The sequence below is a fragment of the Rhodococcus sp. IEGM 1381 genome, from assembly GCF_030056795.1.
Lineage (GTDB): Bacteria > Actinomycetota > Actinomycetes > Mycobacteriales > Mycobacteriaceae > Rhodococcoides.
Genome location: NZ_JASHKQ010000003.1, coordinates 70,983 through 93,577, shown reverse-complemented (window position 1 = coordinate 93,577; position 22,595 = coordinate 70,983). Strand labels below are relative to the sequence as shown.

Below are 22,595 nucleotides of genomic sequence, written 5' to 3'. Positions count from 1 at the left end.
AGATCGATGCCATCTTCGACCACCGAAACCGCAACTGCGGGTTCGCCAGTCCCGCCCGGTACGAGACCTCGGTTTCGTGCCGGGCGAGAAGGCCGAAAGTTCAGGGGCCCTGGGTCGGTGGGGCCACTCGGTCTCGGGGTCGCTGTGTTGTGGCTCAGCGTCATCGTGCTGCTTCCGTTGGCCGCGTTGACGGTTCAGTCGTTCGACGACGGTCTGGCCGGCTTCTGGGATGCGGTCACCGTGCCGCGTGCACTGGCCACGTTCAAGGTCACCCTCCTGGTGTCCGTCGCGGCCGCAGTGATCAACCTGTTCCTGGGAACCCTCATCGCGTGGGTCCTGGTGCGGGACGAGTTCCCGGGTAAACGATTCGTCAACGCCCTGATCGATCTGCCCTTCGCACTGCCCACCATCGTCGCCAGTTTGGTGTTGCTGTCTCTCTACGGACCGGCGAGTCCGATCGGGTTGGTGTTCAACGCAACCAAGCCTGCGGTCATCGTCGCTCTGCTGTTCGTCACATTGCCGTTCGTGGTGCGTGCGGTGCAACCGGTGCTGATCGAGCTGGACAAGGACGTCGAGGAGGCGGCCGCGTCGCTCGGAGCCAACAACTGGACCATCTTCCGACGCATCGTTCTGCCGGTATTGTTGCCGGCAGTGCTGTCCGGCGGGGGCCTTGCGTTCGCACGCGCGATCGGGGAGTTCGGCTCGGTGGTGCTCATCGGCGGCAACATCCCCAACGACACCCAGGTGGCGTCGCAGTACATTCGCGAGCTGATCGAGTACGACCGGCCGATCGATGCCGCGGCTATCTCGGTGGTGCTGTTGGCTATTGCGTTTGCAGTGCTGTTCGTGCTTCGTATCATCGGAAACCGGCTGGCCAGACGTGAGGAGCAGCTCTCGTGAAGATCAGCCTTCCGGTCAAACTGTCCCTGCGCACGATTGCATTGATATATCTCGCTGTACTCGTGCTCTTTCCGCTCGCTGCCATCCTGTATCGAACGTTCGAGGACGGCGTCGTGTCGTTCTTCGAGCAGATCACAACTCCTGCGGCACAATCGGCCTTGCAGCTGTCGCTGTTGATCGTTGCCATCGTGGTACCGATCAACGTCGTCTTCGGTGTGGTCACCGCGCTGGCGTTGGTGCGGGGGCGGTTCCGCGGTAAAGGCGTAATCGAGGCGATCGTCGATCTGCCTTTCGCGGTGTCGCCGATCATCACCGGTGTCGCGCTGATTCTGCTCTGGGGTGCCAACGGGTGGTTCGGAGGCGTCGAAAGTCTCGGCTTCAAGGTGATTTTTGCGCTCCCCGGCATGGTCATAGCGACCATCTTCGTGACGCTGCCGTTCGTCGTACGCGAAGTCGAACCGGTTCTGTACGAGATAGGCGAGGAGCAGGAAGAAGCAGCATCGACCCTGGGTGCAAGCTCATGGCAGACGTTCTGGCGCATCACCCTTCCGGCGATCCGGTGGGGCCTGACCTACGGCGTCGTACTCACTGTCGCGCGTTCGCTCGGTGAGTTCGGTGCAGTCATCATGGTCTCGACCAACCTGCCCGGTATTTCGCAGACACTGACTCTGCTGGTCAATTCACGGTACGAGGACTTCAATCAACAGGGCGCGTACGCCGCGTCCACGCTGCTGATGGCGATCGCCGTCATCGTGCTGCTGCTGATGACGGTTCTCGACAAGAAGAGGACGAAGTAATGACCGAGAAATCCTCCGAGATCGAGATCTCCGTCGTCGGTGCCAACAAGCACTACGGCGATTTCGCTGCTCTCGACAACGTCAGCATCGACATCCCCAAGGGATCGCTGACGGCGCTGCTCGGCCCCAGCGGCTCTGGCAAGTCCACTCTGCTGCGCTCGATCGCCGGCCTCGAACAACTCGACTCCGGTCGGGTGGTGCTCGCCGGCCAGGACGTGACGTGGGTCAGCCCGCAGCGCCGCGAGATCGGCTTCGTCTTTCAGCACTATGCGGCGTTCAAACACCTCACGGTGCGAGACAACGTCGCGTTCGGTCTGCAGATCCGCAAACGGCCCAAGGCCGAGATCGCCAAGAAGGTCGACGAACTGCTCGAGATCGTCGGGCTGGCCGGCTTCCAGAGTCGCTACCCGGCACAGCTCTCCGGTGGCCAGCGCCAGCGCATGGCGCTGGCTCGCGCCCTCGCCGTCGACCCGCAGGTGCTTCTCCTCGACGAGCCCTTCGGTGCGCTCGACGCCAAGGTGCGCGCCGATCTACGGACGTGGCTGCGTCGCCTGCACGACGAGGTGCACGTCACGACGGTTCTGGTGACGCACGACCAGGAGGAAGCCCTCGATGTCGCGGATCGGATCGCGGTGCTCAACAAGGGCCGAATCGAGCAGGTCGGCAGCCCGGAGGATCTGTACGACAGGCCGGCCAACAATTTCGTGATGTCGTTCCTGGGCCAGGTGGCCAAGTTGAACGGACTTCTGGTGCGTCCGCACGACATTCGCGTCGGGCGTGACCCGTCGCTGGCGCAGGCACAGGCCAGCGGTACTGCAGAATCGGCCGGTGTGACGCGTGCCGTCGTCGAGCGCGTGGTGCACCTCGGCTTCGAGGTGAAGGTCGAGCTCAAGAATGCGGCAACCGGTGAACTGTTCGCCGCGCAGATCACCCGAGGCGACAGCGAGGCGCTCGGACTCCGCGAGGGCGAGACCGTCTACGTGCGAGCGACTCGGGTACCGACTATTGCCGACGCCACCGATGCGGCACGCGTAACTGCCGAGTCGTAGCGCTGCGATACCAATTCGGCCAGAGCTGGGTGAGCTCCGATCACGTCGGCGTGCACCACGTCCGGTCGGTCCGACAGTGATGCTTCTATCCGATCGGTGAGCAGTCCCGGAGCCAGGAACCACGGTGCCACGACGATGCGAGTGGCACCCATCGTGCGCAAGTGCGCGACGGCGTCCTCAGGGGACGGCTCGACGGACGTTGCGAAACAGGTCACGGCCCCTGCCCAGCCCGTCCCGGCGAGCAGCTTCTGAGCGACCACTCGGGTGCGCTGATTCGCCGGTGACACCGAGGATCCGACCGCAGCCAATGCGACGCCCACAGTCGGATCATCCAGTGCGACACCGGTATCGAGGATGCGGTCACGGACTGCCTCGATCAGGAGGCGGTCGTCGCCCAGTACGTCGGCCTGCACGATCGACACGTGCCGATGTCGGGTGCGTGCGTCGGCCAGCAGCTCCGGCAGGTCGACCTTGGCGTGAAAGGCCTTGCCCAGCAACAACGGGACGCTGACGATGTGAGTGTGTCCAGCGTCGACCACGGCGTCGACGACGTGCCCGACGCTGGGCTCGGTGAGGTCCAGGAACGCGACGCGTACGTCCAGATCCGGTCGCCGCCGACGTAGGACGTCGACGGCGCGGTGGATCGCTGCGCCCGAGCGCGGGTCACGACTGCCGTGGGCAACCGCGATCAGTGCGCTCACGCCGGAACTGCCGACCCCAGCTCGACTGCAGCCAGAGCGTTGCCGACGAGCCCGGCGGCCAGTGTGTTACCGCCCGCCGGATCGATGAGCAAGAAGCTGCCCGTGTGCCGGTTGACGGCGTAGTCGTCCGCTACGATGGGCTCGGCGACTCGCACCGAGATGCGGCCGATCTCGTTGAGCTCCAACGATTCCGGGCTTTCCTGGGCGGTGAGCTGCTGTTCGTCGAACCGCTCGATCAGAGTCCCGACGATGGCCTGGGTAGTGCGGGTTCCGTGCTTGAGCAGCAGGCGAGCGCCAGGGCGAAGCGGCTTCTCCGCCAGCCAGCACACGGTGGCCTCGAAATCGCCGATCGGCTCCGGTGCGTCCTGCGGGGAGGCGATGGTGTCGCCACGCGAGACGTCGACGTCGTCGACGAGGACGAGTGTGACACTGCGTCCAGCGTGAGCCGTGCGCAATTCGCCGTCCGCAGTATCGATGCGCTCGACCGTGGTTCTGGTACCGGAGGGCAGAATGACGACCTCGTCTCCGACGCCCACGGTGCCTGCAGCGACCTGACCGGCGTACCCACGATAGTCGGGGAATTCGGCTGTGCGGGGTCGGATCACGTACTGCACGGGGAATCGCAGACCGACCCGGTGCGGTTCGGCGTCGACCGGGACCGACTCGAGGTGCTCGATGAGGGTGGGACCGTCGTAGTACGGAGTCTTGTCGGACTTCACCGCGACGTTGTCGCCGTGCAGTGCGGACACCGGGATCTCGATGACGTCGTCGCTGGACCAGCCGAGGGAGGAGGTCAGCGAGTTGAACTCGGCCGAGATCTCGGCGAACACCGTTGCGGGGTCCTCGACCAGATCGATCTTGTTGACCGCAAGTACCAGGCGCGGAACGCCCAGGAGGGCCAGAACCGCTGCATGCCTGCGGGTCTGGGTGATCACGCCTTTGCGGGCATCGACGAGCAGGATGACCAACTGCGCCGTCGACGCGCCCGAGACGGTGTTGCGGGTGTACTGCACATGGCCAGGAGTATCGGCCAGTACGAAGGAGCGGTGCGGCGTCGCGAAGTAGCGGTAGGCAACGTCGATCGTGATGCCCTGTTCACGCTCGGCGCGCAGACCGTCGACCAGGAGAGACAGATCCGGCGTGGCCAGTCCCTTGTCGACCGACGCGCGAGTGACGGCGTCGATCTGGTCTGCCAGAACGGACTTGGTGTCGTACAACAGCCGCCCGACGAGGGTGGACTTGCCGTCGTCGACGCTACCCGCGGTGGCGAGGCGAAGGAGCTGAGTTCCTGTGCTGCTCATCAGAAGTATCCCTCTCGTTTGCGATCTTCCATGGCAGCCTCGGAGACACGGTCGTCGCCGCGCGTGGCTCCGCGTTCGGTCAGTCGAGATGCGGCGACCTCGGCGAGGATCGCTTGGTTGTCGGCGGCTTCGGACAGCACGGCACCGGTGGTGGATCCGTCGCCGACGGTGCGGTAGCGCACCGAGAGGGTCTGCAGCTCCTCGTTCTCGGCCGGTCCGCCCCATACACCGGGGGTCATCCACATGCCGTCGCGCTGGTAGACGGGGCGCTGGTGCGCGTAGTAGATGTTCGCCAGTTCCACGTCGTCGCGGGCGATGTAGCGCCAGATGTCGAGTTCGGTGAAGTTGCTGAGCGGGAACACGCGCACCTGCTCGCCGGGGGAATGCCTGCCGTTGTACAGGTTCCACAGTTCGGGGCGCTGCTTCTTGGGCTCCCATTGCCCGAAGGCGTTGCGCAGCGAAAAGATTCGCTCCTTGGCGCGGGCTCGTTCCTCGTCCCGTCGCGCTCCGCCGAAGACTGCGTCGAATCTGTTCTCGGAGATCGCGTCGAGAAGAGGCACGGTCTGCAGCGGGTTGCGGATGCCGTCGGGACGCTCGGTGAGACGCCCGTCGGCGAGGTACTCCTCGACGCTGGCCACATGCAGGCGCAGGTTGTACTTGGCGACCACGTGATCGCGAAAGTCCAGCACCTCCTGCAGGTTGTGGCCTGTGTCGACGTGGAGCAGCGCGAACGGTAGGGGAGCGGGCCAGAACGCCTTGATCGCCAGGTGCAGCAAGACGGTCGAGTCCTTGCCGCCGGAGAACAGGATGACGGGGCGCTCGAACTCGCCCGCCACCTCACGGAAGATGTGGATGGCTTCGGATTCGAGTGCGTCGAGGGTGTCGAACCGATCTGCATCGAGATGGGTTCGACCGACGGTGGCCGAGGTGAGATCGAGTGTCATGAGGCGTGCAACCCACATTCGGTCTTGGCCTTGCCGGCCCATCGACCGCTACGTGGGTCGGCGCCGGGGGCTGGTTTGACGGTGCACGGCGCGCACCCGATGGACGGATATCCCTCGTCGACGAGGGGATTGACCAGAATCGAATGTTCGTCGATGTAGGCCTGCATCTGCTCGTCCGACCACGGTGCGATCGGGTTGATCTTCACCAGGCCGAAGGCGTCGTCGAAGGAGATGAGCGGGGCGTTGGCCCGGGTGGGGGCCTCGACCCGACGGATGCCGGTGACCCACGCGCTGTAGTTCGCCAGCTCCTTCTTCAAGGGCGCGACCTTGCGCATCGCGCAGCAGCGATTGGGCTCGCGGGCGAACAGGTCCTTGCCCTCGATCGAATCCTGTTCTGCGACAGTCTTCTCGGCGCGGGCATTGACGACGTGAACACCGTAGACGGCCTCGACAGCGTCGCGCGTTCCGATGGTCTCGGCGAAGTGGTAGCCGGTGTCGAGGAACAGCACGTCCACACCCGGATGAACCTGTGCAGCGAGGTGAACGAGAACCCCGTCCTGCATGTTGGAGGCAACGATGAAGTCGCTACCGAAGTTGTCCTCGGTCCACTGGAGCAGCTCCAGCGGGCTGGCACCGTCGAGTTCGCGGGCACCGCGGTCGGCGATGTCCTTCAATTCCTCTACCGTCAAATTCATCCTGGTACTCATCGCAAATCCGCCTCGTCTGCTCGCACGGCCCATTGAGCGAACCGTTCGCCGTCCTCGCGGTGCTTGTCGAAATTGCGCACCACTCTGTCGATGTAATCTCCCAGCTCGGAGCTGTTCACCTTGTGCTGGCGTAACTTTCGGCCGAATGCACTGTCGAGTCCGAGGCTGCCTCCGAGATGAACCTGGAAACCCTCGATCTGATTCCCGGCTCCGTCGTCGACCAGAAGGCCCTTGAAACCGATGTCGGCGATCTGCGACCGTGCGCACGAGTTGGGGCAGCCGTTGATGTTGATCGTGATCGGCACGTCGAGCTTGCTGTTGATGTCGGACAGGCGCTCTTCGAGCTCCGGTACGAGAACCTGTGAACGCTTACGGGTTTCGGCGAACGAGAGCTTGCAGAACTCGATGCCGCTGCACGCCATCAGGTTCTTGCGCCAGTGCGAGGGCCGGGCAGGTAAGCCCAGCGCATCGAGGTCGGAGATCAGCTGCTCGAGCGTCTCGTCGGGAACGTCGAGGACGATCAGCTTCTGATACGGCGTGAACCGGACGCGATCCGACCCAGCCTTCTCGGCCGCGTCGGCGACGGCGGCGAGGATGGTGCCGGACACGCGGCCCGCGATGGGTGCAACACCGACGGCGTTGAGCCCGTTCTTGAGCTTCTGGATTCCGACATGATCACGGGGCCGAGCGGGCTTCTCGGGAGCTGGGCCGTCGATGAGCTTGCGGTGCAGGTACTCGTCCTCGAGGACCTGGCGGAACTTCTCGATGCCCCAGTCCTTGATGAGGAACTTCAGGCGCGCCTTGGTGCGAAGTCGGCGGTAGCCGTAGTCGCGGAAGATCGAGACGACGCCTTCCCAGACATCCGGGACGTCCTCGAGGGGAACCCATACGCCGACGCGCTGCGCGAGCATGGGATTGGTGGACAGTCCGCCGCCGACCCACAGGTCGAGTCCGGGCCCGTGCTCGGGATGTACGACGCCGACGAATGCGCAGTCGTTGATTTCGTGCACCACGTCCTGCAGGCCCGAGATCGCCGTCTTGAATTTGCGCGGCAGGTTCGAGTACTCGGGCTTACCGATGTAGCGCTCGACGATCTCGTCGATGGCCGAGGTGGGATCGATGATCTCGTCCACAGCCTCCCCGGCCAGCGGAGAGCCGAGCACGACACGCGGGCAGTCGCCGCACGCCTCGGTGGTCTTCAGTCCGACCGCTTCGATCCGACGCCAGATCTCGGGAACGTTCTCGACCTCGACCCAGTGGAACTGCACGTTCTCGCGGTCCGACAGGTCGGCGGTGTCGCGACCGAACTCCTGCGAGATCTGCGCCAGAGTGCGCAGCTGCTCGAGATTCAACGCGCCGGCATCGCACCGGATGCGCATCATGAAGTACTTCGCCTCGAGCAGATCGATGTTGTCGTCACCGGTGAAGGTGCCGTCGTATCCCTGCTCGCGCTGGGTGTAGAGGCCCCACCAGCGGAAGCGGCCGCGAAGGTCGCCCTTGTCGATGCTGTCGAAACCCTGCTTGGAATAGATGTTCTCGATGCGGGCACGCACGTTGAGCGGATTGTCGTCCTTCTTGGACTGCTCGTTGGCGTTCAGTGGCTCCCGGTAACCCAGTGCCCACTGTCCCTCGGCACGACGCTTGGTCGGCCGGGGCGTGCGCTCCCGTGGTGTGACGGAGACAGCGTCGGTGGTCGCGTCGCTGGTCGACGACATGCATTGCTCCTGCATCTTCTGTGCTGGCCGGCTTCCGTGCTGACAGTCTTCGGGTCGTCGCGCGAGATGCTCGCGACACGAGTGGGAAGCCGGTGGATCGAATGGACGTGCTCGAAGGAGGCTGGGTCAGCAGCCGGTCGTGTGTCGACACGACGCGCTGCAGACACGGCCGAGATCGACATGGCGGCGCGCCACGAGTCGAATTCCTGAGTCGGTCACGGGTGCCATTGTGCCACGTCATCGGGGCGACGGAAGACCGCGGCGGCTATTTACCCCGATTTCGGGGTAAATAGGCTGGCAGGGCTGGTGCTTTTGCACTCGGCGGCGGGTGGGGAGAAGGGCCTGCACTCTCTGGGAGACTGGAGACCGTGAATACCGTCGTACCCGTCCAGTCCACCTTCGAATTGCCGATCGAGGCGTTCGACGGCGTGGGGGACCGGGCGTTCGGGATCTACGTGCACGTTCCGTTCTGCGCCACGCGCTGCGGCTACTGCGACTTCAATACCTACACGGCTGGGGAGCTCGGTACGTCGGCGTCCCCGCAGTCCTGGTTGGAGGGCCTGCGCCGTGAACTCGACATCGCCGCGGGTCTGATCGAAGCGGGTACGGGTCGCGTTCCGACGGCCGACACCGTCTTCGTCGGCGGCGGCACACCGTCTCTACTCGGGGGTGACGGGTTGGCCGACGTACTCGGGGCGGTCCGGTCGAGTTTCGGCGTCACCGACGGCGGCGAGGTGACCACCGAATCGAACCCGGAGTCGACGTCTCCGGAGTTCTTCGACAGACTCCGCGCCGCAGGCTTCACCCGGGTCTCGCTCGGAATGCAGTCCGCCGCACCGCATGTGCTCGCAGTTCTCGATCGCACCCACACACCAGGTCGAGCGGTCGCTGCGGCTGAGGAGGCTCGCGAGGCCGGGTTCGAGCACGTCAACCTCGACCTCATCTACGGCACTCCGGGCGAGCGAGACAGCGACCTCGATCAGTCGCTTGCCGCCGTGCTCGAGGCAGGCGTCGACCATGTCTCGGCGTACGCGTTGATCGTCGAGGACGGCACGGCCATGGCCCGCAAAGTGCGCCGCGGTGAGCTGCCCGCCCCCGACGACGACGTGCTGGCGAGCCGATACGAACGCATCGATTCGGCGTTGAACTCAGCCGGCCTTTCCTGGTACGAGGTGTCGAACTGGGCTACCGATGCCGACGCGCAGTGCCGCCACAACATCGGTTATTGGGACGGCGGCGACTGGTGGGGCGCGGGGCCGGGCGCACACAGCCACATCGGCGGCACCCGGTTCTGGAACGTCAAACACCCGGCGGCATACGCCGATCGTTTGGCCACGGGAGTGCTGCCGGTGCACGGCAGCGAATTACTCAGCACCGAGGATCGACACCTGGAGGAGCTGATGTTGACCGTCCGACTCCGCACAGGAGTGCCGATGAGTGTGCTCGGGCCGGCCGAGCGCGCCGCGGCCGAACAGGCGGTCGCAGACGGGTTGATGCTGCGTCGCGGCGATCGACTGATCCTGACCGATCGAGGCCGATTGCTCGCCGACGCGGTGGTGCGCAGCATCGCTGCAGCCTGAAGACCTGTCCTAAGCACCGAGCGCGTCGTAGTCGAACACTCTGGCGTGCAACACCGTTCGGTTCCGCAGTGCTGCTCGCACTGCGCGGTGCAGACCGTCTTCGAGGTAGATGACGCCGCGAAACTGCACGGCGTGGGGGAAGAGATCGCCGTAGAAGGTGGAGTCCTCGGACAGCAATCGGTCGAGTTCGAGCACCTTCGTGGTGGTGACGATCTCGTCCAAACGGAGCTGACGTGGCGGGATTCTGGACCAGTCTCTGATGGACAGGCCGTGCTCGGGGTACGGCTTTCCGTCACGAACACCCTTGAAGATCATCGCGAGCCCCGAGCCGTCGGACCGAATCGAAAGAACGTTTCCACTCGGACCACAGTAAGGCCTTGCACGAGCATGCGTACCTCGGCTACTAGACTCGAGCGACGATTGGAAACGAGAACGGAGGTGGGCACCGATGTCGAGCACCGACGACAGGCGGTTCGAGGTTCTACGAGCGATCGTGGCGGACTACGTGTCCACCCAGGAACCCGTCGGTTCACGGGCGTTGGTCGAGCGTCACAACCTGGGCGTCTCGAGTGCCACCGTTCGCAACGACATGGCTGTTCTCGAGGCCGAGGGGTACATCGCTCAACCGCACACCAGCTCCGGTCGGGTACCGACCGACCAGGGTTATCGGCGGTTCGTCGATCGCATCGCCGAGGTCAAGCCTCTGTCTGCGGCCGAACGTCGCGCCATCCTGGAGTTTCTCGAGAACGGCGTCGACCTGGACGATGTACTGCGGCGCGGCGTCCGACTGCTGGCTCAGTTGACCCGTCAGGTTGCCGTGGTGCAGTACCCCACACTGTCGGCGTCATCGGTTCGGCATCTCGAGGTGGTGGCGCTCACCCCGGCTCGGTTGCTGCTGGTACTCATCACCGATTCGGGGCGAGTCGATCAGCGCATCGTCGAGCTCGGCGACGTCCTCGACGACGAGAATCTGTCGCAGCTGCGTCGCCTGCTCGGCAGCGCGCTGGAAGGAAAGCGACTGGCAGCCGCGTCTGTCGCGGTGGCCGAACTCGCCGAGAACGCTCCGGCCGGGCTACGGGACGCCATGATCCGGTCGGCCACGGTGCTGGTCGAATCGCTGGTCGAGCACCCCGAGGAACGCCTGGTACTCGGCGGAACGGCGAACCTGACACGCAACGCCGCGGACTTCGCCGGCGACGCGGGGTTTCCCGGGTCGCTCCGAGCGGTACTCGAGGCGCTGGAAGAACAAGTGGTGGTGCTCAAATTGCTCGCAGTGACGCAGGACACCCGCACCGTGACCGTGCGGATCGGTGAGGAAACGCAGGTCGAGGAGATGCGTGGGACGTCGGTGATTTCCACCGGCTACGGGTCGGCTGGCATGGTCCTCGGAGGAATGGGTGTTCTGGGGCCGACCCGGATGGACTACCCAGGAACAATCGCGTCGGTCGCCGCGGTTGCCAGGTACATCGGCGAGGTCCTGGCCGAGCGCTGAGACGAGCGAGAACCGATCGAAGACCGGCAGCGGGGGCACTGGCCGCCGGCACAAAGCATCAACGAACGAGATTCATTTTCTAGGACGAAAGAGACGACGTGGCACGGGATTATTACGGGACTTTGGGCGTCGGCCAGCAGGCGACGGACCAGGAGATCAAGCGCGCCTACCGAAAACTGGCGCGAGAACTGCACCCGGACGTCAACCCGGACGAGGCCGCGCAGGCCCGGTTCAAGGACATCTCCACCGCGTACGAGGTGCTCTCCGATCCGGAAAAGCGCCGCATCGTCGACCTCGGCGGCGACCCGCTCCAGCAGGGCGGCGGAGGCGGCGGCGGTGGGTTCGGTGGAGCCGGATTCGGCGGTGGCCTAGGAGATGTGTTCGAGGCATTCTTCGGCGGCGGTGCCGGTGGAGCCCAGCGCGGGCCCAAGGGTCGTGTGCAACCGGGAGCGGATTCGCTGCTGCGGACCAAACTCACCCTCGACGAGTGCGCAACCGGCGTGACCAAGCACATCACCGTCGACACCGCGATCCTGTGCGATCTGTGCACCGGCTCGGGCACCAACGGTGACTCCAAGCCTGTCCGGTGCGACACCTGCGGCGGTGCCGGTGAAGTGCAGTCGGTGCAACGCTCGTTCCTCGGCCAGGTCATGACCAGCCGGCCGTGCCCCACCTGCCGCGGCGCAGGCGAGACCATTCCCGATCCCTGCCGCAAGTGTGGCGGCGACGGACGCGTGCGCTCGCGTCGCGACATCTCGGTCAAGGTTCCCGTCGGGGTGAGCAACGGCATGCGGATCCGACTTGCCTCCCAGGGTGAGGTCGGTCCGGGCGGTGGCCCCGCCGGAGATCTGTACGTGGAAATCGTCGAGCAGCAGCACGAGGTGTTCGTCCGCGACGGTGACGATCTGCACTGCACCGTCCGCGTTCCGATGGTCGACGCCGCACTCGGCACCTCGGTGAACATCGACGCGATCATCGATGGGCCTACCGAAATTTCGATAGAACAAGGCACGCAACCGAATTCGACGACCGTGCTGCGCGGGCACGGTATGCCCAAGCTCCGTTCCGGTATTCGCGGTGACCTGCACGCGCACCTCGAGGTCATCGTGCCGACGAAGCTCGACAGTAAGCAGACCCATCTGCTCGAGCAGCTCAAGTCGATGCGAGATCGCGACTCGGCAGAGGTCGTGACGACCGGTTCGGCACACAGCGGCGGACTGTTCTCGCGGTTGCGGGAAGCGTTCAGCGGTCGTTGATCCATGGCCCCCACGGTCTTCTATCTCTCGCCGCTTCCGAAGGTCGGCGAGATCGCCGTGCTCGACGGCAAGGAAGGGCATCACGCTGCGACGGTGCGACGCATTCGCGTCGGAGAGCGGGTGTTGCTCGGTGACGGAGCGGGCGGCTTGGCCGATACGGTCGTGGCGGCTGCGGAGAAGAATCGACTCGAACTGACCGTGAACTCGCGCAGCGAGATGGCGCGTCCTACTCCGGTGGTGACGCTGGTGCAGGCATTGCCCAAGGCGGACCGGTCGGAGCTGGCGGTCGAGCTGGCCACCGAGGCCGGCGTCGATGCTGTCGTGCCCTGGCAGTCCGCGCGGTGCGTCGCACGGTGGGAGGGCGCGAAGGCCTCCAAGGGCGTCGCGAAGTGGCGCAGCACCGCGGCGGAAGCAGCCAAGCAGTCGCGTCGGGCATACATCCCCGACGTCACAGAGCTGCACGATTCGCGTGCGGTCTACGCCCTGGTGGGCGAGATCACCGGCCGCGGCGGAATCGTCGCAGTGCTGCACGAGGCCGCCATCTCGGCGTTCCGCGACCTGCCGTTCGACTCGGTACCCGAGGTGGCGATCGTCGTCGGACCCGAGGGCGGGCTCGACGACAGGGAGGTCGCCGCTCTGACCGAGGCGGGGGCAACCCCGGTGGTGCTGGGCCCCACGGTGCTGCGGACCTCGACGGCAGGAGCTGTGGCTCTCGGCGCGCTGGGCGTCCTGACCTCGCGGTGGACCCAACTACCGCCCGACTTCCAGAACGCATGAGCGCGCGGATCAAAATCGCGTACGGCGATCACCCGGAGCAATTCGGCCATCTCTATCTGCCGCCCGAGCCGGTCGATTCATCGACGCCGGTCGTCGTGGTGATTCACGGCGGATTCTGGAGCGGGGAGTACGGATCGAACCTGGGCACCCAATTCGCGCGCGCTGTTGCGGGAGCGGGTGCGGTGGCGTGGAACATCGAGTATCGACGTGTCGGCGCGGGCGGGCATTGGCCGGAGATGCAGTCCGACGTCCTCGCGGCTCTCGATGTCGTTGCCGGTGAGGTGCAACACCACGCACCGGTGGGCATCGACAATGTTCGCGTCATCGGACACTCCGCCGGCGGGCACCTGGCAGTGTGGCTCGGCGGTGAAACCGGCTCGAAGGTCCGCCCGTCGCGGATCGTCTCGCAGGCCGGTGTCCTCGATCTCGAGCCGCGCGGTGCGTCGGGCCGGACCAATCCGGCGGTCGAGGCGTTGCTGCAGGCTCGATACGAGGATGATCCGGAGCTGTACCGATCGGCCTCGCCTGCTGCCCGTGCACCCATCGGTATACCGACGATCTGCCTGCACGGGACCGAGGACGTTCAGGTCCCGGCGGCGCAGAGCAAGCAGTACGTCGAAGCTGCGAAAGCGTCCGGAGACGACGCGAAGCTGACGATCGTCCCGGGCGAGGACCACTTCGCATTCCTCAATCCGGATTCGCGGTGTTGGGCACTCTCGCTCGACGCCGTGCTGGGCGGGAGCGGCGAGTAATAGGAATGCGCATCGATGCCGCGGCGTTAAACTTCATTCGAACACCGATACATGTCACCAGAGTCGAAACAAGAGAGCAGGCCATAGCCACCACGTGAGTGAACACAGCGAATTTCCCGCCGAGCGTGATGTTCGGTCCACCTTGGAGCTCGCCCCCGAAGCAGTGATGCCATTGCTGGGACAGTCCGACGAGAACCTGCGGGCGCTCGAGCAGATGCTGACGGCAGATATCCACGTACGAGGAAACGCCGTGACGCTCACCGGAAAAGTGGCCGACGTGGCGTTGGCGGAACGGGTGATCTCCGAGTTGGCCGCGCTCGCCAAGCGCGCCCAGCCGCTGACTCCCGACGCCGTCCGTCGATCGATCGCCATGCTCACCGAAGGCGTATCGGATTCGCCGGCCGAGGTGCTGAGCTTGGACATCCTTTCTCGCCGCGGCAAGACGATCCGTCCCAAGACACTGAACCAGAAGCGGTACGTGGACGCGATCGATGCCAACACCATCGTGTTCGGCATCGGGCCGGCTGGTACCGGCAAGACGTACCTCGCGATGGCGAAGGCCGTGCAGGCGCTGCAGACCAAGCAGGTCAGCCGCATCATCCTGACGCGTCCGGCAGTGGAAGCGGGGGAGCGCCTCGGCTTTCTACCCGGAACACTGCACGAGAAGATCGACCCGTACCTGCGCCCGCTGCACGACGCGTTGCACGACATGATGGACGACGAAGCGATCCCCAAGCTGATGCAGGCAGGGGTCATCGAGGTCGCTCCGCTGGCATACATGCGCGGCCGCACGCTCAACGACGCATTCATCATTCTCGACGAGGCACAGAACACCACGGCCGAGCAGATGAAGATGTTCCTGACGCGTCTGGGGTTCGGCTCGAAGATCGTCGTCACCGGCGACGTCACCCAGGTCGATCTTCCGGGTGGCGCAAAATCAGGATTGCGTGCCGCATCCGAGATTCTCACCGACCTCGACGACATCCACTTCGCGCAGCTCACCAGCAGCGATGTGGTGCGGCACCGATTGGTCTCGGAGATCGTCGACGCGTACGAGCGGTTCGAGTCGGCCGAACAGAGTGTGATCCCCAACCGCGAGCAACGCCGTACCGGCGGACCGCGTTCGGCAAGAAGATGATTCAGACGCAGGCAACGAGAGCGTGGGTAGTGGCCAGATGAGTATCGAAGTGTCCAACGAGTCGGGGATGGACATCTCCGAACCCGAGCTGGTCTCGGTCGCACGGTTCGCGATCGCCGGCATGGACGTGCATCCCGCCGCTGAACTGTCGATGGTGCTGGTGGATTCGGCCACGATGGCGGATCTGCACATGCGGTGGATGGATCTGCCCGGTCCCACCGACGTGATGTCGTTTCCGATGGACGAGCTCGAGCCCGGCGGCCGTCCCGATGCCCCCGATCCAGGACCGGCGATGCTGGGCGATATCGTGCTTTGCCCGTCGTTCGCTGCGGATCAGGCTGCCGCTGCGGGCCATTCGCTCGAGCACGAGCTCGCATTGCTGACGGTGCACGGTGTGCTGCATCTGCTCGGTTACGACCACGCCGAGCCGGACGAAGAAAAGGAAATGTTCGAGCTGCAGAACCGTCTGCTGGCCGAGTGGTACGAGGACGCCAGGCGGGCGGAGCAGGCTGCGGAACAGGCCGCTCGCGATGCCAGGCTCCTCGGCAAGGCCGGTTTCGTCGACGGTGTCGACCGATGACCGACGCCACCTCGTCGGTCGAGGTGTGGGGTAGCACCGCGTGAGCAGTGCCGTTGCACTCATAGTTTTCGCTGTTCTTCTGGTGCCTCTCGGTGGTCTGTTCGCTGCTGTCGATTCCGCCTTGAATACGGTGTCGCGAGCGCGCATCGACGACATGGTCAAGGACGAGCGACCGGGTGCCTCCGGTCTCGTGGTCGTGGTTGCCGACCGCCCGCGCTACGTCAACTTGATGGTGTTGCTGCGCATTCTGTGCGAAATCGGCGGTACCGTCCTGCTCGCGGGCGGCCTGACTCAGCTGATCGACTCCACCACTGCGTTGGTGATCAGCGCGGTGACCATGGTGCTTGTCAGTTACGTCGTGATCGGTGTCGGTCCGAGGACTTTGGGTCGACAGCACGCGTACTCGATCGCGTTGGCGGCTGCATTTCCCCTGCGCGCACTCGGGTGGCTTCTCGGACCGATCAGCAGATTGCTCATTCTCATCGGTAACGCGATCACCCCCGGTAAGGGATTTCGCAACGGCCCCTTCGCTTCCGAGATCGAACTTCGGGAGTTGGTGGACATGGCCCGCGAGCGCGGCGTCGTGGCCGACGACGAACGTCGGATGATTCAATCGGTGTTCGAGCTGGGTGACACCTCCGCCCGTGAGGTCATGGTCCCGCGCCCCGAGATGGTGTGGATCGAGTCCGACAAGTCGGCCGGTCAGGCCACCTCGCTGGCCGTGCGCAGCGGTCACTCCCGCATCCCGGTGATCGGCGAGAACGTGGACGACGTCGTCGGCGTCGTGTACCTCAAAGACCTTGTGCAGCAGACGTACTACTCCACCGACGGCGGCCGCGGAGTGCAGGTGTCCGAGCTGATGCGTCCGGCGGTGTTCGTTCCCGACTCGAAGGCACTCGACAGTCTGCTCGCCGAGATGCAGCGAGACCGCAACCACATGGCACTGCTCGTCGACGAATACGGGGGCATCGCTGGCCTGGTGACCATCGAGGACGTCATCGAGGAAATCGTCGGCGAGATCGCCGACGAGTACGACTCGGACGAAGTAGCGCCCATCGAGGAGCTCGACGACGGTCGGTATCGAGTGTCCTCCCGAGTGCCGCTCGAAGACCTCGGTGAGATCTTCGGCATCGAGATCGAATCCGAAGAAGTCGACACGGTCGGCGGACTGCTCGGGTACGAGCTCGGCCGTGTGCCGCTGCCCGGTGCTCAGGTAATGACTCACGGACTGCTGCTGCGCGGTGAAGGTGGGGCCGACCCGAAGGGGCGCGTCCGCATCACCACCGTGCTGGTCGAAAAGATCGAACCCGACGAAGAATCCACCGAGGACGACGACTCGTCGGACGTCACTCACCAACACTGAAATCTGGAGGTGCTCTTTTGTCCGAGCAGAACAACGGTGAGTTCCGATCCGGATTCGTCTGTTTCGTAGGCCGACCCAACACCGGCAAGTCCACTCTGACCAATGCGTTGGTGGGGTCGAAGATCGCCATCACGTCCTCTCGTCCGCAGACGACGCGGCACACCATTCGCGGCATCGTGCACCGCGAGCACGCGCAACTGATCCTCGTCGACACCCCCGGATTACACCGACCCAGAACGCTTCTGGGGCAGCGACTCAACGATCTGGTGCAGGACACGTACTCCGAGGTCGACGTCATCGGCCTGTGCATCCCGGCCGACGAGAAGATCGGACCGGGTGACCGCTGGATTCTCGAGCAGGTGCGCCACATCGCCCCCAAGACCACGCTGATCGGCATCGTGACCAAGATCGACAAGGTCAAGAAGGAACGGGTCGTGCAGCAGTTGATGGCGCTGTCGAAGCTCCTCGGCGATTCGAGTCACGTAATACCGGTGTCGGCCGAATCCGGTGAGCAGGTGGAGAAGCTGGTCGATCTGTTGGCGTCGGAACTGCCACCGGGACCGGCGTTCTACCCTGACGGTGAGCTGACGGACGAGCCCGAGGAAATCCTGATGGCCGAGCTCATCCGTGAAGCCGCTCTCGAAGGCGTCCGAGACGAGTTACCCCACTCTCTGGCCGTCGTCATCGAGGAAGTCGTGCCCCGCGAAGGTCACGACAACATGCTCGACGTGCACGCGATTCTCTACGTCGAGCGGTCGAGTCAGAAGGCGATCATCATCGGTAAGGGCGGTTCGCGACTCAAAGAGGTCGGTACGGCGTCGCGATTGCAGATCGAGAAGTTGCTCGGTACCAGGATCTACCTGGACCTGCACGTGAAAATCGCCAAGGACTGGCAAACCGACCCCAAGCAGATGGGCAAGCTCGGGTTCTGACCCGGGAGCGGCTTCGCCGCATGTGCACGGAAATTCGTAGTGGGCTACGAAGTTTCGCTCACCTGGGTCCACCATGGCTCCGGGCGCCTGCGGTGCCACTGCAGCACGTTCTCGAGTTGAGCGGCCACCGACACCAACAGTGGCTCCGTTGATTCGTGCCCCATTAACTGCAGTCCGATGGGGAGCCCGCTCTTCGTCAGACCCGCGGGGACGCTCACGCTCGGCCAGCCCAGGACGTTCCACGGCCACGTGTAGGGGCAGTGCTCGGTGATGACCCGATCGGTGTCGGCGTTGGAGATGCCGTCGATGGCATCGACCCGCGGCGGGGGAGTCGCCGTCGTCGGGGCGAGCACGATGTCGTAGTCGTCGAAGAACCGGCCGATGCGGCGTCCGATGCGCGGCTCGGCAGCGCGGGCTGCGCGCAACGGGGCTCCGGCAAGGGCCCGACCGCTCTTGGCGTTGGCTCGGGTGCGCGGGTCGGCGAGGGCCGGATCGGGAAGGCAATCGAGCCACGTGGCGACGCCTGCCAGCGAGCGCGGTAAGAAGTTGAGCCCCAGCAACATTCCGTATGCGGGATCGTCGACGACCACCTGGTGTCCGAGCAAACGCAGCACAGCGGCCATCTCGTACGCCGCAGCCGCGATCTCCGGGTCCAGCGGGGCAGGCGTCGGGATGAACGGCTTGCGCAGGCTCAGCGCTATTCGCAGCGAGCCGGGGTTGCGTCCGACCGCGTCCGAGACGGTCAACGGAGCCGGACGGTGCAGATCACCGTCGTGGCCACCGGAGACCACGTCGAGCAGAAGCGCGGCGTCGGCGACCGTGCGCGCGAGCGGGCCGATGACGGTGATGCCGTTGAAGGCCTCGGCGTCCGGCCACGTCGATATCCGTCCCCGTTGCGGCTTGATGCCCACGAGATTGGTCCACGACGCCGGGATCCGGACCGAGCCCGCTCCATCGGAACCCAGTGCAGCCGAGACCAATTCGGCAGCCACTGCTGCAGAACTGCCACCCGAGGAGCCACCGGGGGTGCGCTCGCGGTCCCACGGATTGCGGGTGTGTCCGAAGGTGCCGCCGGTGAACGGCCATTGGCCCAGCTCGGGGCTGTTGGTCTTGCCCACGATCACTGCTCCCGCCGCGCGCAGTCTGCGCACCACCTCCGAGTCTGCGGTGGCAGGCGGAAAGTGCCCGGCGCAGCCGAAGGCAGTGGGCTCCCCGGTGATATCCACATCGTCCTTGACGGCGATCGGAACGCCGAGCAGGGTCGCGGTTTCACCGGCAGCGCGCAGGCGATCCGCCTCGGCGGCCTCGGCGAGTGCGGCGTCGCGGCGCACGATTCGGAAGGCATTGAGAGTGGGCTGGCTCTTCTCGATCCGGTCGAGTGATTCGGTTACCGCCTGTACCGAGGTGATACGACCCGACGCGAGTGCGGCGGCTTGGGCAACGAGAGTCGACCGATGGAAATCCACCCTGGCACAGTATCGACTTCTCTCCAGCGCGGGAAGCGGCCACCGACCCGGCACCCGTGGGAGACTGGAAGCCGTGAGGCCATACCGTGACAACGCAGTCGTCCTGCGCCAGCACAAGCTGGGTGAGGCCGACCGCATCGTCACGTTGTTGACCAGGGAGAACGGTATCGTACGGGCCGTCGCAAAAGGGGTGCGTCGCACCAAGTCCAAGTTCGGCGCGCGGCTGGAACCGTTCGCGCACATCGACGTATTGCTCTATCCGGGACGCAACCTCGACATCGTCACCCAAGTGCACACCATCGACGCGTTCGGCGGAGACATCGTCGCCGATTACGGCCGCTACACCACCGGTTGTGCCGTTCTCGAGACCGCCGAGCGGCTGGCGGGCGAGGAGCATGCACCGGCGCAGCGACTGCATCAGCTGACCGTCGGAGCGCTTCGAGCACTTGCCCAGCACGTCCGCCCTCCCGAGCTCGTGCTCGACGCTTATCTGTTGCGCGCCATGGGCTTCGCCGGATGGGCACCCGCACTGACCGATTGCGCGCGCTGCGCCGCAGTCGGGCCACATCGCGCATTTCATGTCGCCGCCGGTGGAGCGGTGTGTGTGCACTGCCGCCCGCCGGGATCGGCGACGCCGTCGACCGGGGTTCTCGATCTGATGGTCGCACTCGAGCGGGGGGAGTGGGACTACACCGTCACCACGTCCGATGCCGTTCGCAAGCAGGCCAGTGGACTGGTGGCGGCGCATCTGCAATGGCATCTGGAACGACAATTGCGCACACTTCCACTCATCGAACGCTCGCACCCGCATCAGGTGCCGCTGGCGCAACCTGACTCCGTGTTCGCCGACACCGTCGGGCAGGATGGGGACCGTGATTCGACGACGAGAGCCGCAACCCCGGCCTGACGGACAGTCGGCAGTGCGCCCTCCCGATCCGCACCCGTCGGGCGCTCGGCCGCCGATTCTGCAGCCGGAATTGATACCTCGCCACGTCGCTTTGGTGATGGACGGCAACGGCCGGTGGGCGCAGGATCGCGGTCTGCCGCGGACTGCGGGGCACGAGCAAGGCGAAGCTGTGCTCATGGATACCGTCTGCGGTTGTATCGAGATCGGTGTGCAGTGGTTGTCTGCGTACGCCTTCTCGACGGAGAACTGGAAGCGCAGTCCCGACGAGGTCAAGTTCCTGATGGGCTTCAACCGTGATGTCATTCGTCGTCGACGCGACGAGATGAACGAGATGGGCGTCCGGGTCCGCTGGGCCGGTCGGCGACCCAGGTTGTGGGGCAGCGTCATCAAAGAACTCGAAGTGGCAGAGGAGCTGACGAAGCACAACACCGTGATGACGTTGACGATGTGCGTCAATTACGGTGGGCGTGCCGAGATTGCCGATGCGACAAGGGAAATTGCCCGGCAGGTTGCCGCGGGCAAGCTGAACCCCGAGAAGATCACCGAGGCAACCGTCGCGAAGTACCTCGACGAAGCGGATATGCCGGACGTGGACTTGTTCCTGCGGCCGTCGGGGGAGCAGCGAACATCGAATTTTCTTCTGTGGCAATCCGCATATGCGGAGTTCGTGTTCCAGAAGAAGCTCTTCCCGGATTTCGATCGCCGGGACCTATGGGAGGCGTGTATCGAATTCGCTTCGCGTGATCGACGATTCGGCGGAGTGAAATATGAGTGACGAAGTACAGGGTATCGACAGCCCCGATGAGTTGACGTTGCAGACGCGTGCTCGGCTGGCGCTGTCGCAGTTTGCGACGGTCACCGTCGGCGAGGAGGGGTCACTCGGTTTCGACTACGCCGGTGCCTTGTGCTCCTTGCGGGCGGTACAGCTGTCACCCGAACTCGAGGTGCTCTCGCTCACCGCGGTGTTGGCGTGGGACAGGCCACTCAAGGCTGCTCTGCACAAGAAGGTCTCGGACCGCAATGCCGATTCGCAATTCGGCGCGATCTCCGTCAATACCCACGACAAGCTCGCAGATGTGTTGCTGCGCTACACCTTTCCGGCGAATGGGTTGGACGACGAGGCCATGCTGACGATGCTGATTCTGGTGCTGGCCGGCGTCGAGAAAGCACGCGAGGGCCTGCTGCCTTGATTTGTCAGATAAGGTTTGCCTGTACTTACTTCGAGTAGAGGCGGATGCGATGACAGCACGGTTGGCCTGAACAGCGACGGCAGTGGTGGCGGTGATCGTCCTCGGTGTGTCACTGATGGCCTGTTCGGCAGAAAGCTCGGAGGACTCGGCGGCACCATCTTCCGCCGGTGCGTTCCCGGTCGTCATCGACCACATCTACGGCAGCACGACCGTTCCGGAGAAGCCCACCCGCATAGTCACACTCGGAGTGTCCGACGCCGACGCCGTCATTGCCCTCGGCACTGTGCCGGTCGGGAACACTGGGTACACGTTCTACGAGACCGGACTCGGTCCGTGGACCGACGAGTTGGTGGGCGACGCACCATTGACGCTGCTGGGCTCGGAATCTGAACCGAACTTCGAGCTGATCGCCTCGCTGGCACCGGATTTGATCACCGGGCTCAACGCCGGCTTCGACGAGGTCACCTACGCACAACTCAGCGACATCGCCCCGACGATCGCTCGACCGGCGGGATCGGCGGCCTACGCCGTCGATCGTGAGGTGGCCACCGATACCATTGCGCGCGCGATGGGCGAATCAGAACGTGGCGAGGAGCTGAATGCGCAGACCACGGCTGCGCTCGAACAGGTGCGAGCCGCGCATCCGGAGTTCGCGGGTAAGACTGCCGCCGTTGTACTTCCGTACGACGGTCAGTTCGGCGCATACCTGCCCGGCGATGCGCGCGGCACCTTCGTCACGTCGTTGGGCTTCGGCATTCCGGACCCGATTCTGGTCGAGGACGACGGAACCAACTTCTTCGTTCCGGTCTCGGCGGAGAACATCTCCACGCTCGACGCCGATGTGGTGCTCTATCTCGGCACCGGCGACGACATCGACGTCGTGGCCGAGAATCCGATCTTCGGAACACTGGCAGCCGCCCGCAACGATGCCATCGTTCCGCTGTCCACCGATCAGCGTGGGGCGATCACGTACAACTCGGTGCTGTCCATTCCGTTCGCCATCGATTCGGTGGTGCCTCGCCTGGCGAGTGCGGTGGGCTGAAAGCCA

At 64.8% G+C, this 22,595-nt stretch carries 23 protein-coding genes; 16 read left to right on the top strand and 7 right to left on the bottom strand.

The features are described 5' to 3' along the window. Positions 1-6 precede the first annotated feature (6 nt). Genes cysT through QM797_RS12485 form a run of 3 tightly spaced genes read left to right on the top strand, consistent with a single transcriptional unit; the run spans position 7 to position 2,746 of the window. Positions 7-900 carry a sulfate ABC transporter permease subunit CysT gene (gene cysT, locus QM797_RS12495; protein ID WP_283275934.1) on the top strand — a complete coding sequence of 298 codons (894 nt, stop codon included), beginning with the start codon at positions 7-9 and terminating at the stop codon, positions 898-900. After that, positions 897-1,697, top strand: a complete 801-nt coding sequence (gene cysW, locus QM797_RS12490) for a sulfate ABC transporter permease subunit CysW (protein ID WP_283275933.1) — start codon at positions 897-899, stop codon at positions 1,695-1,697. The genes cysT and cysW overlap by 4 nt, the downstream gene beginning before the upstream one ends. After that, entirely contained in the window at positions 1,697-2,746 is a 1,050-nt protein-coding gene (locus QM797_RS12485) for a sulfate/molybdate ABC transporter ATP-binding protein (RefSeq protein ID WP_283275932.1), read from the top strand. The genes cysW and QM797_RS12485 overlap by 1 nt, the downstream gene beginning before the upstream one ends. On the opposite strand, the gene QM797_RS12480 is transcribed toward QM797_RS12485, so the two are convergent. Genes QM797_RS12480 through QM797_RS12460 form a run of 5 tightly spaced genes read right to left on the bottom strand, consistent with a single transcriptional unit; the run spans position 2,674 to position 8,114 of the window. Continuing rightward, the gene (locus tag QM797_RS12480) at positions 2,674-3,447 is read right to left on the bottom strand and encodes a sirohydrochlorin chelatase (protein ID WP_283275931.1); all 774 of its coding nucleotides are present in this window, start codon (positions 3,445-3,447) and stop codon (positions 2,674-2,676) included. The two genes, QM797_RS12485 and QM797_RS12480, sit on opposite strands and share 73 nt — an antisense overlap. Further along, positions 3,444-4,748 carry a sulfate adenylyltransferase subunit 1 gene (locus QM797_RS12475; RefSeq protein WP_283275930.1) on the bottom strand — a complete coding sequence of 435 codons (1,305 nt, stop codon included), beginning with the start codon at positions 4,746-4,748 and terminating at the stop codon, positions 3,444-3,446. Before QM797_RS12475 ends, QM797_RS12480 begins: the two co-directional genes overlap by 4 nt. Next, entirely contained in the window at positions 4,748-5,692 is a 945-nt protein-coding gene (cysD, locus tag QM797_RS12470; protein WP_283275929.1) for a sulfate adenylyltransferase subunit CysD, read from the bottom strand. Before cysD ends, QM797_RS12475 begins: the two co-directional genes overlap by 1 nt. After that, positions 5,689-6,387: a phosphoadenylyl-sulfate reductase gene (locus QM797_RS12465; protein WP_502942333.1), complete on the bottom strand. Its 699-nt coding sequence runs from the start codon at positions 6,385-6,387 to the stop codon at positions 5,689-5,691. The genes cysD and QM797_RS12465 overlap by 4 nt, the downstream gene beginning before the upstream one ends. 8 nt (positions 6,388-6,395) lie before the next feature. Beyond that, positions 6,396-8,114 (bottom strand): nitrite/sulfite reductase, encoded by a 1,719-nt coding sequence (locus QM797_RS12460; protein WP_283275927.1) that lies wholly within the window; start codon positions 8,112-8,114, stop codon positions 6,396-6,398. A 368-nt stretch (positions 8,115-8,482) separates the two neighbouring features. Between QM797_RS12460 and hemW the strand changes: the two genes are divergently transcribed. Further along, entirely contained in the window at positions 8,483-9,694 is a 1,212-nt protein-coding gene (hemW, locus tag QM797_RS12455; RefSeq protein ID WP_283275926.1) for a radical SAM family heme chaperone HemW, read from the top strand. Positions 9,695-9,703: 9 nt separating this feature from the next. On the opposite strand, the gene QM797_RS12450 is transcribed toward hemW, so the two are convergent. Next, positions 9,704-10,009, bottom strand: a complete 306-nt coding sequence (locus QM797_RS12450; RefSeq protein ID WP_008715485.1) for a type II toxin-antitoxin system VapB family antitoxin — start codon at positions 10,007-10,009, stop codon at positions 9,704-9,706. Between the two features lie 133 nt (positions 10,010-10,142). Between QM797_RS12450 and hrcA the strand changes: the two genes are divergently transcribed. The 8 genes from hrcA (at position 10,143) to era (ending at position 17,984) form a co-directional block, all read left to right on the top strand. After that, positions 10,143-11,186, top strand: coding sequence for a heat-inducible transcriptional repressor HrcA (gene hrcA / locus QM797_RS12445; protein WP_283275925.1), 1,044 nt, complete (start codon positions 10,143-10,145; stop codon positions 11,184-11,186). Between the two features lie 98 nt (positions 11,187-11,284). After that, positions 11,285-12,442: a molecular chaperone DnaJ gene (gene dnaJ / locus QM797_RS12440; protein ID WP_283275924.1), complete on the top strand. Its 1,158-nt coding sequence runs from the start codon at positions 11,285-11,287 to the stop codon at positions 12,440-12,442. Positions 12,443-12,445: 3 nt separating this feature from the next. Continuing rightward, positions 12,446-13,219: a 16S rRNA (uracil(1498)-N(3))-methyltransferase gene (locus tag QM797_RS12435; RefSeq protein ID WP_283275923.1), complete on the top strand. Its 774-nt coding sequence runs from the start codon at positions 12,446-12,448 to the stop codon at positions 13,217-13,219. Further along, the gene (locus QM797_RS12430; protein ID WP_283275922.1) at positions 13,216-13,971 is read left to right on the top strand and encodes an alpha/beta hydrolase family protein; all 756 of its coding nucleotides are present in this window, start codon (positions 13,216-13,218) and stop codon (positions 13,969-13,971) included. The genes QM797_RS12435 and QM797_RS12430 overlap by 4 nt, the downstream gene beginning before the upstream one ends. 94 nt (positions 13,972-14,065) lie before the next feature. Continuing rightward, positions 14,066-15,109, top strand: coding sequence for a PhoH family protein (locus tag QM797_RS12425; RefSeq protein WP_283275921.1), 1,044 nt, complete (start codon positions 14,066-14,068; stop codon positions 15,107-15,109). A 37-nt stretch (positions 15,110-15,146) separates the two neighbouring features. After that, positions 15,147-15,689 (top strand): rRNA maturation RNase YbeY, encoded by a 543-nt coding sequence (ybeY, locus tag QM797_RS12420; RefSeq protein ID WP_057479916.1) that lies wholly within the window; start codon positions 15,147-15,149, stop codon positions 15,687-15,689. Positions 15,690-15,729: 40 nt separating this feature from the next. Next, a complete protein-coding gene (locus QM797_RS12415; protein ID WP_283275920.1) occupies positions 15,730-17,052 on the top strand; it encodes a hemolysin family protein in 1,323 nt (440 codons plus the stop codon). Positions 17,053-17,069: 17 nt separating this feature from the next. Next, positions 17,070-17,984: a GTPase Era gene (era, locus tag QM797_RS12410; RefSeq protein WP_032379164.1), complete on the top strand. Its 915-nt coding sequence runs from the start codon at positions 17,070-17,072 to the stop codon at positions 17,982-17,984. Between the two features lie 44 nt (positions 17,985-18,028). On the opposite strand, the gene QM797_RS12405 is transcribed toward era, so the two are convergent. Next, complete coding sequence (locus tag QM797_RS12405; protein WP_283275919.1) at positions 18,029-19,450, bottom strand: amidase; 1,422 nt, start codon at positions 19,448-19,450, stop codon at positions 18,029-18,031. Between the two features lie 73 nt (positions 19,451-19,523). On the opposite strand from QM797_RS12405, the gene recO reads away from it, so the two are divergent. The 4 genes from recO (at position 19,524) to QM797_RS12385 (ending at position 22,589) form a co-directional block, all read left to right on the top strand. Continuing rightward, entirely contained in the window at positions 19,524-20,357 is an 834-nt protein-coding gene (gene recO, locus QM797_RS12400; protein ID WP_283275918.1) for a DNA repair protein RecO, read from the top strand. After that, a complete protein-coding gene (locus QM797_RS12395; RefSeq protein WP_052058432.1) occupies positions 20,314-21,132 on the top strand; it encodes an isoprenyl transferase in 819 nt (272 codons plus the stop codon). Before recO ends, QM797_RS12395 begins: the two co-directional genes overlap by 44 nt. Next, the gene (locus QM797_RS12390; RefSeq protein WP_283275917.1) at positions 21,125-21,547 is read left to right on the top strand and encodes a hypothetical protein; all 423 of its coding nucleotides are present in this window, start codon (positions 21,125-21,127) and stop codon (positions 21,545-21,547) included. Before QM797_RS12395 ends, QM797_RS12390 begins: the two co-directional genes overlap by 8 nt. Positions 21,548-21,632: 85 nt before the next feature. Next, positions 21,633-22,589, top strand: a complete 957-nt coding sequence (locus QM797_RS12385; RefSeq protein ID WP_283275916.1) for an iron-siderophore ABC transporter substrate-binding protein — start codon at positions 21,633-21,635, stop codon at positions 22,587-22,589. Positions 22,590-22,595 lie beyond the last annotated feature (6 nt).

Coding starts and splice junctions, on each gene's coding strand:
- cysT (WP_283275934.1), top strand. CDS start 7: ATGCCATCTTCGACCACCGAAACCGCAACTGCGGGTTCGCCAGTCCCG.
- QM797_RS12485 (WP_283275932.1), top strand. CDS start 1,697: ATGACCGAGAAATCCTCCGAGATCGAGATCTCCGTCGTCGGTGCCAAC.
- QM797_RS12475 (WP_283275930.1), bottom strand. CDS start 4,748: ATGAGCAGCACAGGAACTCAGCTCCTTCGCCTCGCCACCGCGGGTAGC.
- cysD (WP_283275929.1), bottom strand. CDS start 5,692: ATGACACTCGATCTCACCTCGGCCACCGTCGGTCGAACCCATCTCGAT.
- QM797_RS12465 (WP_502942333.1), bottom strand. CDS start 6,387: ATGAATTTGACGGTAGAGGAATTGAAGGACATCGCCGACCGCGGTGCC.
- QM797_RS12460 (WP_283275927.1), bottom strand. CDS start 8,114: ATGTCGTCGACCAGCGACGCGACCACCGACGCTGTCTCCGTCACACCA.
- QM797_RS12450 (WP_008715485.1), bottom strand. CDS start 10,009: ATGATCTTCAAGGGTGTTCGTGACGGAAAGCCGTACCCCGAGCACGGC.
- hrcA (WP_283275925.1), top strand. CDS start 10,143: ATGTCGAGCACCGACGACAGGCGGTTCGAGGTTCTACGAGCGATCGTG.
- QM797_RS12435 (WP_283275923.1), top strand. CDS start 12,446: ATGGCCCCCACGGTCTTCTATCTCTCGCCGCTTCCGAAGGTCGGCGAG.
- QM797_RS12430 (WP_283275922.1), top strand. CDS start 13,216: ATGAGCGCGCGGATCAAAATCGCGTACGGCGATCACCCGGAGCAATTC.
- ybeY (WP_057479916.1), top strand. CDS start 15,147: ATGAGTATCGAAGTGTCCAACGAGTCGGGGATGGACATCTCCGAACCC.
- QM797_RS12395 (WP_052058432.1), top strand. CDS start 20,314: ATGGGGACCGTGATTCGACGACGAGAGCCGCAACCCCGGCCTGACGGA.
- QM797_RS12390 (WP_283275917.1), top strand. CDS start 21,125: ATGAGTGACGAAGTACAGGGTATCGACAGCCCCGATGAGTTGACGTTG.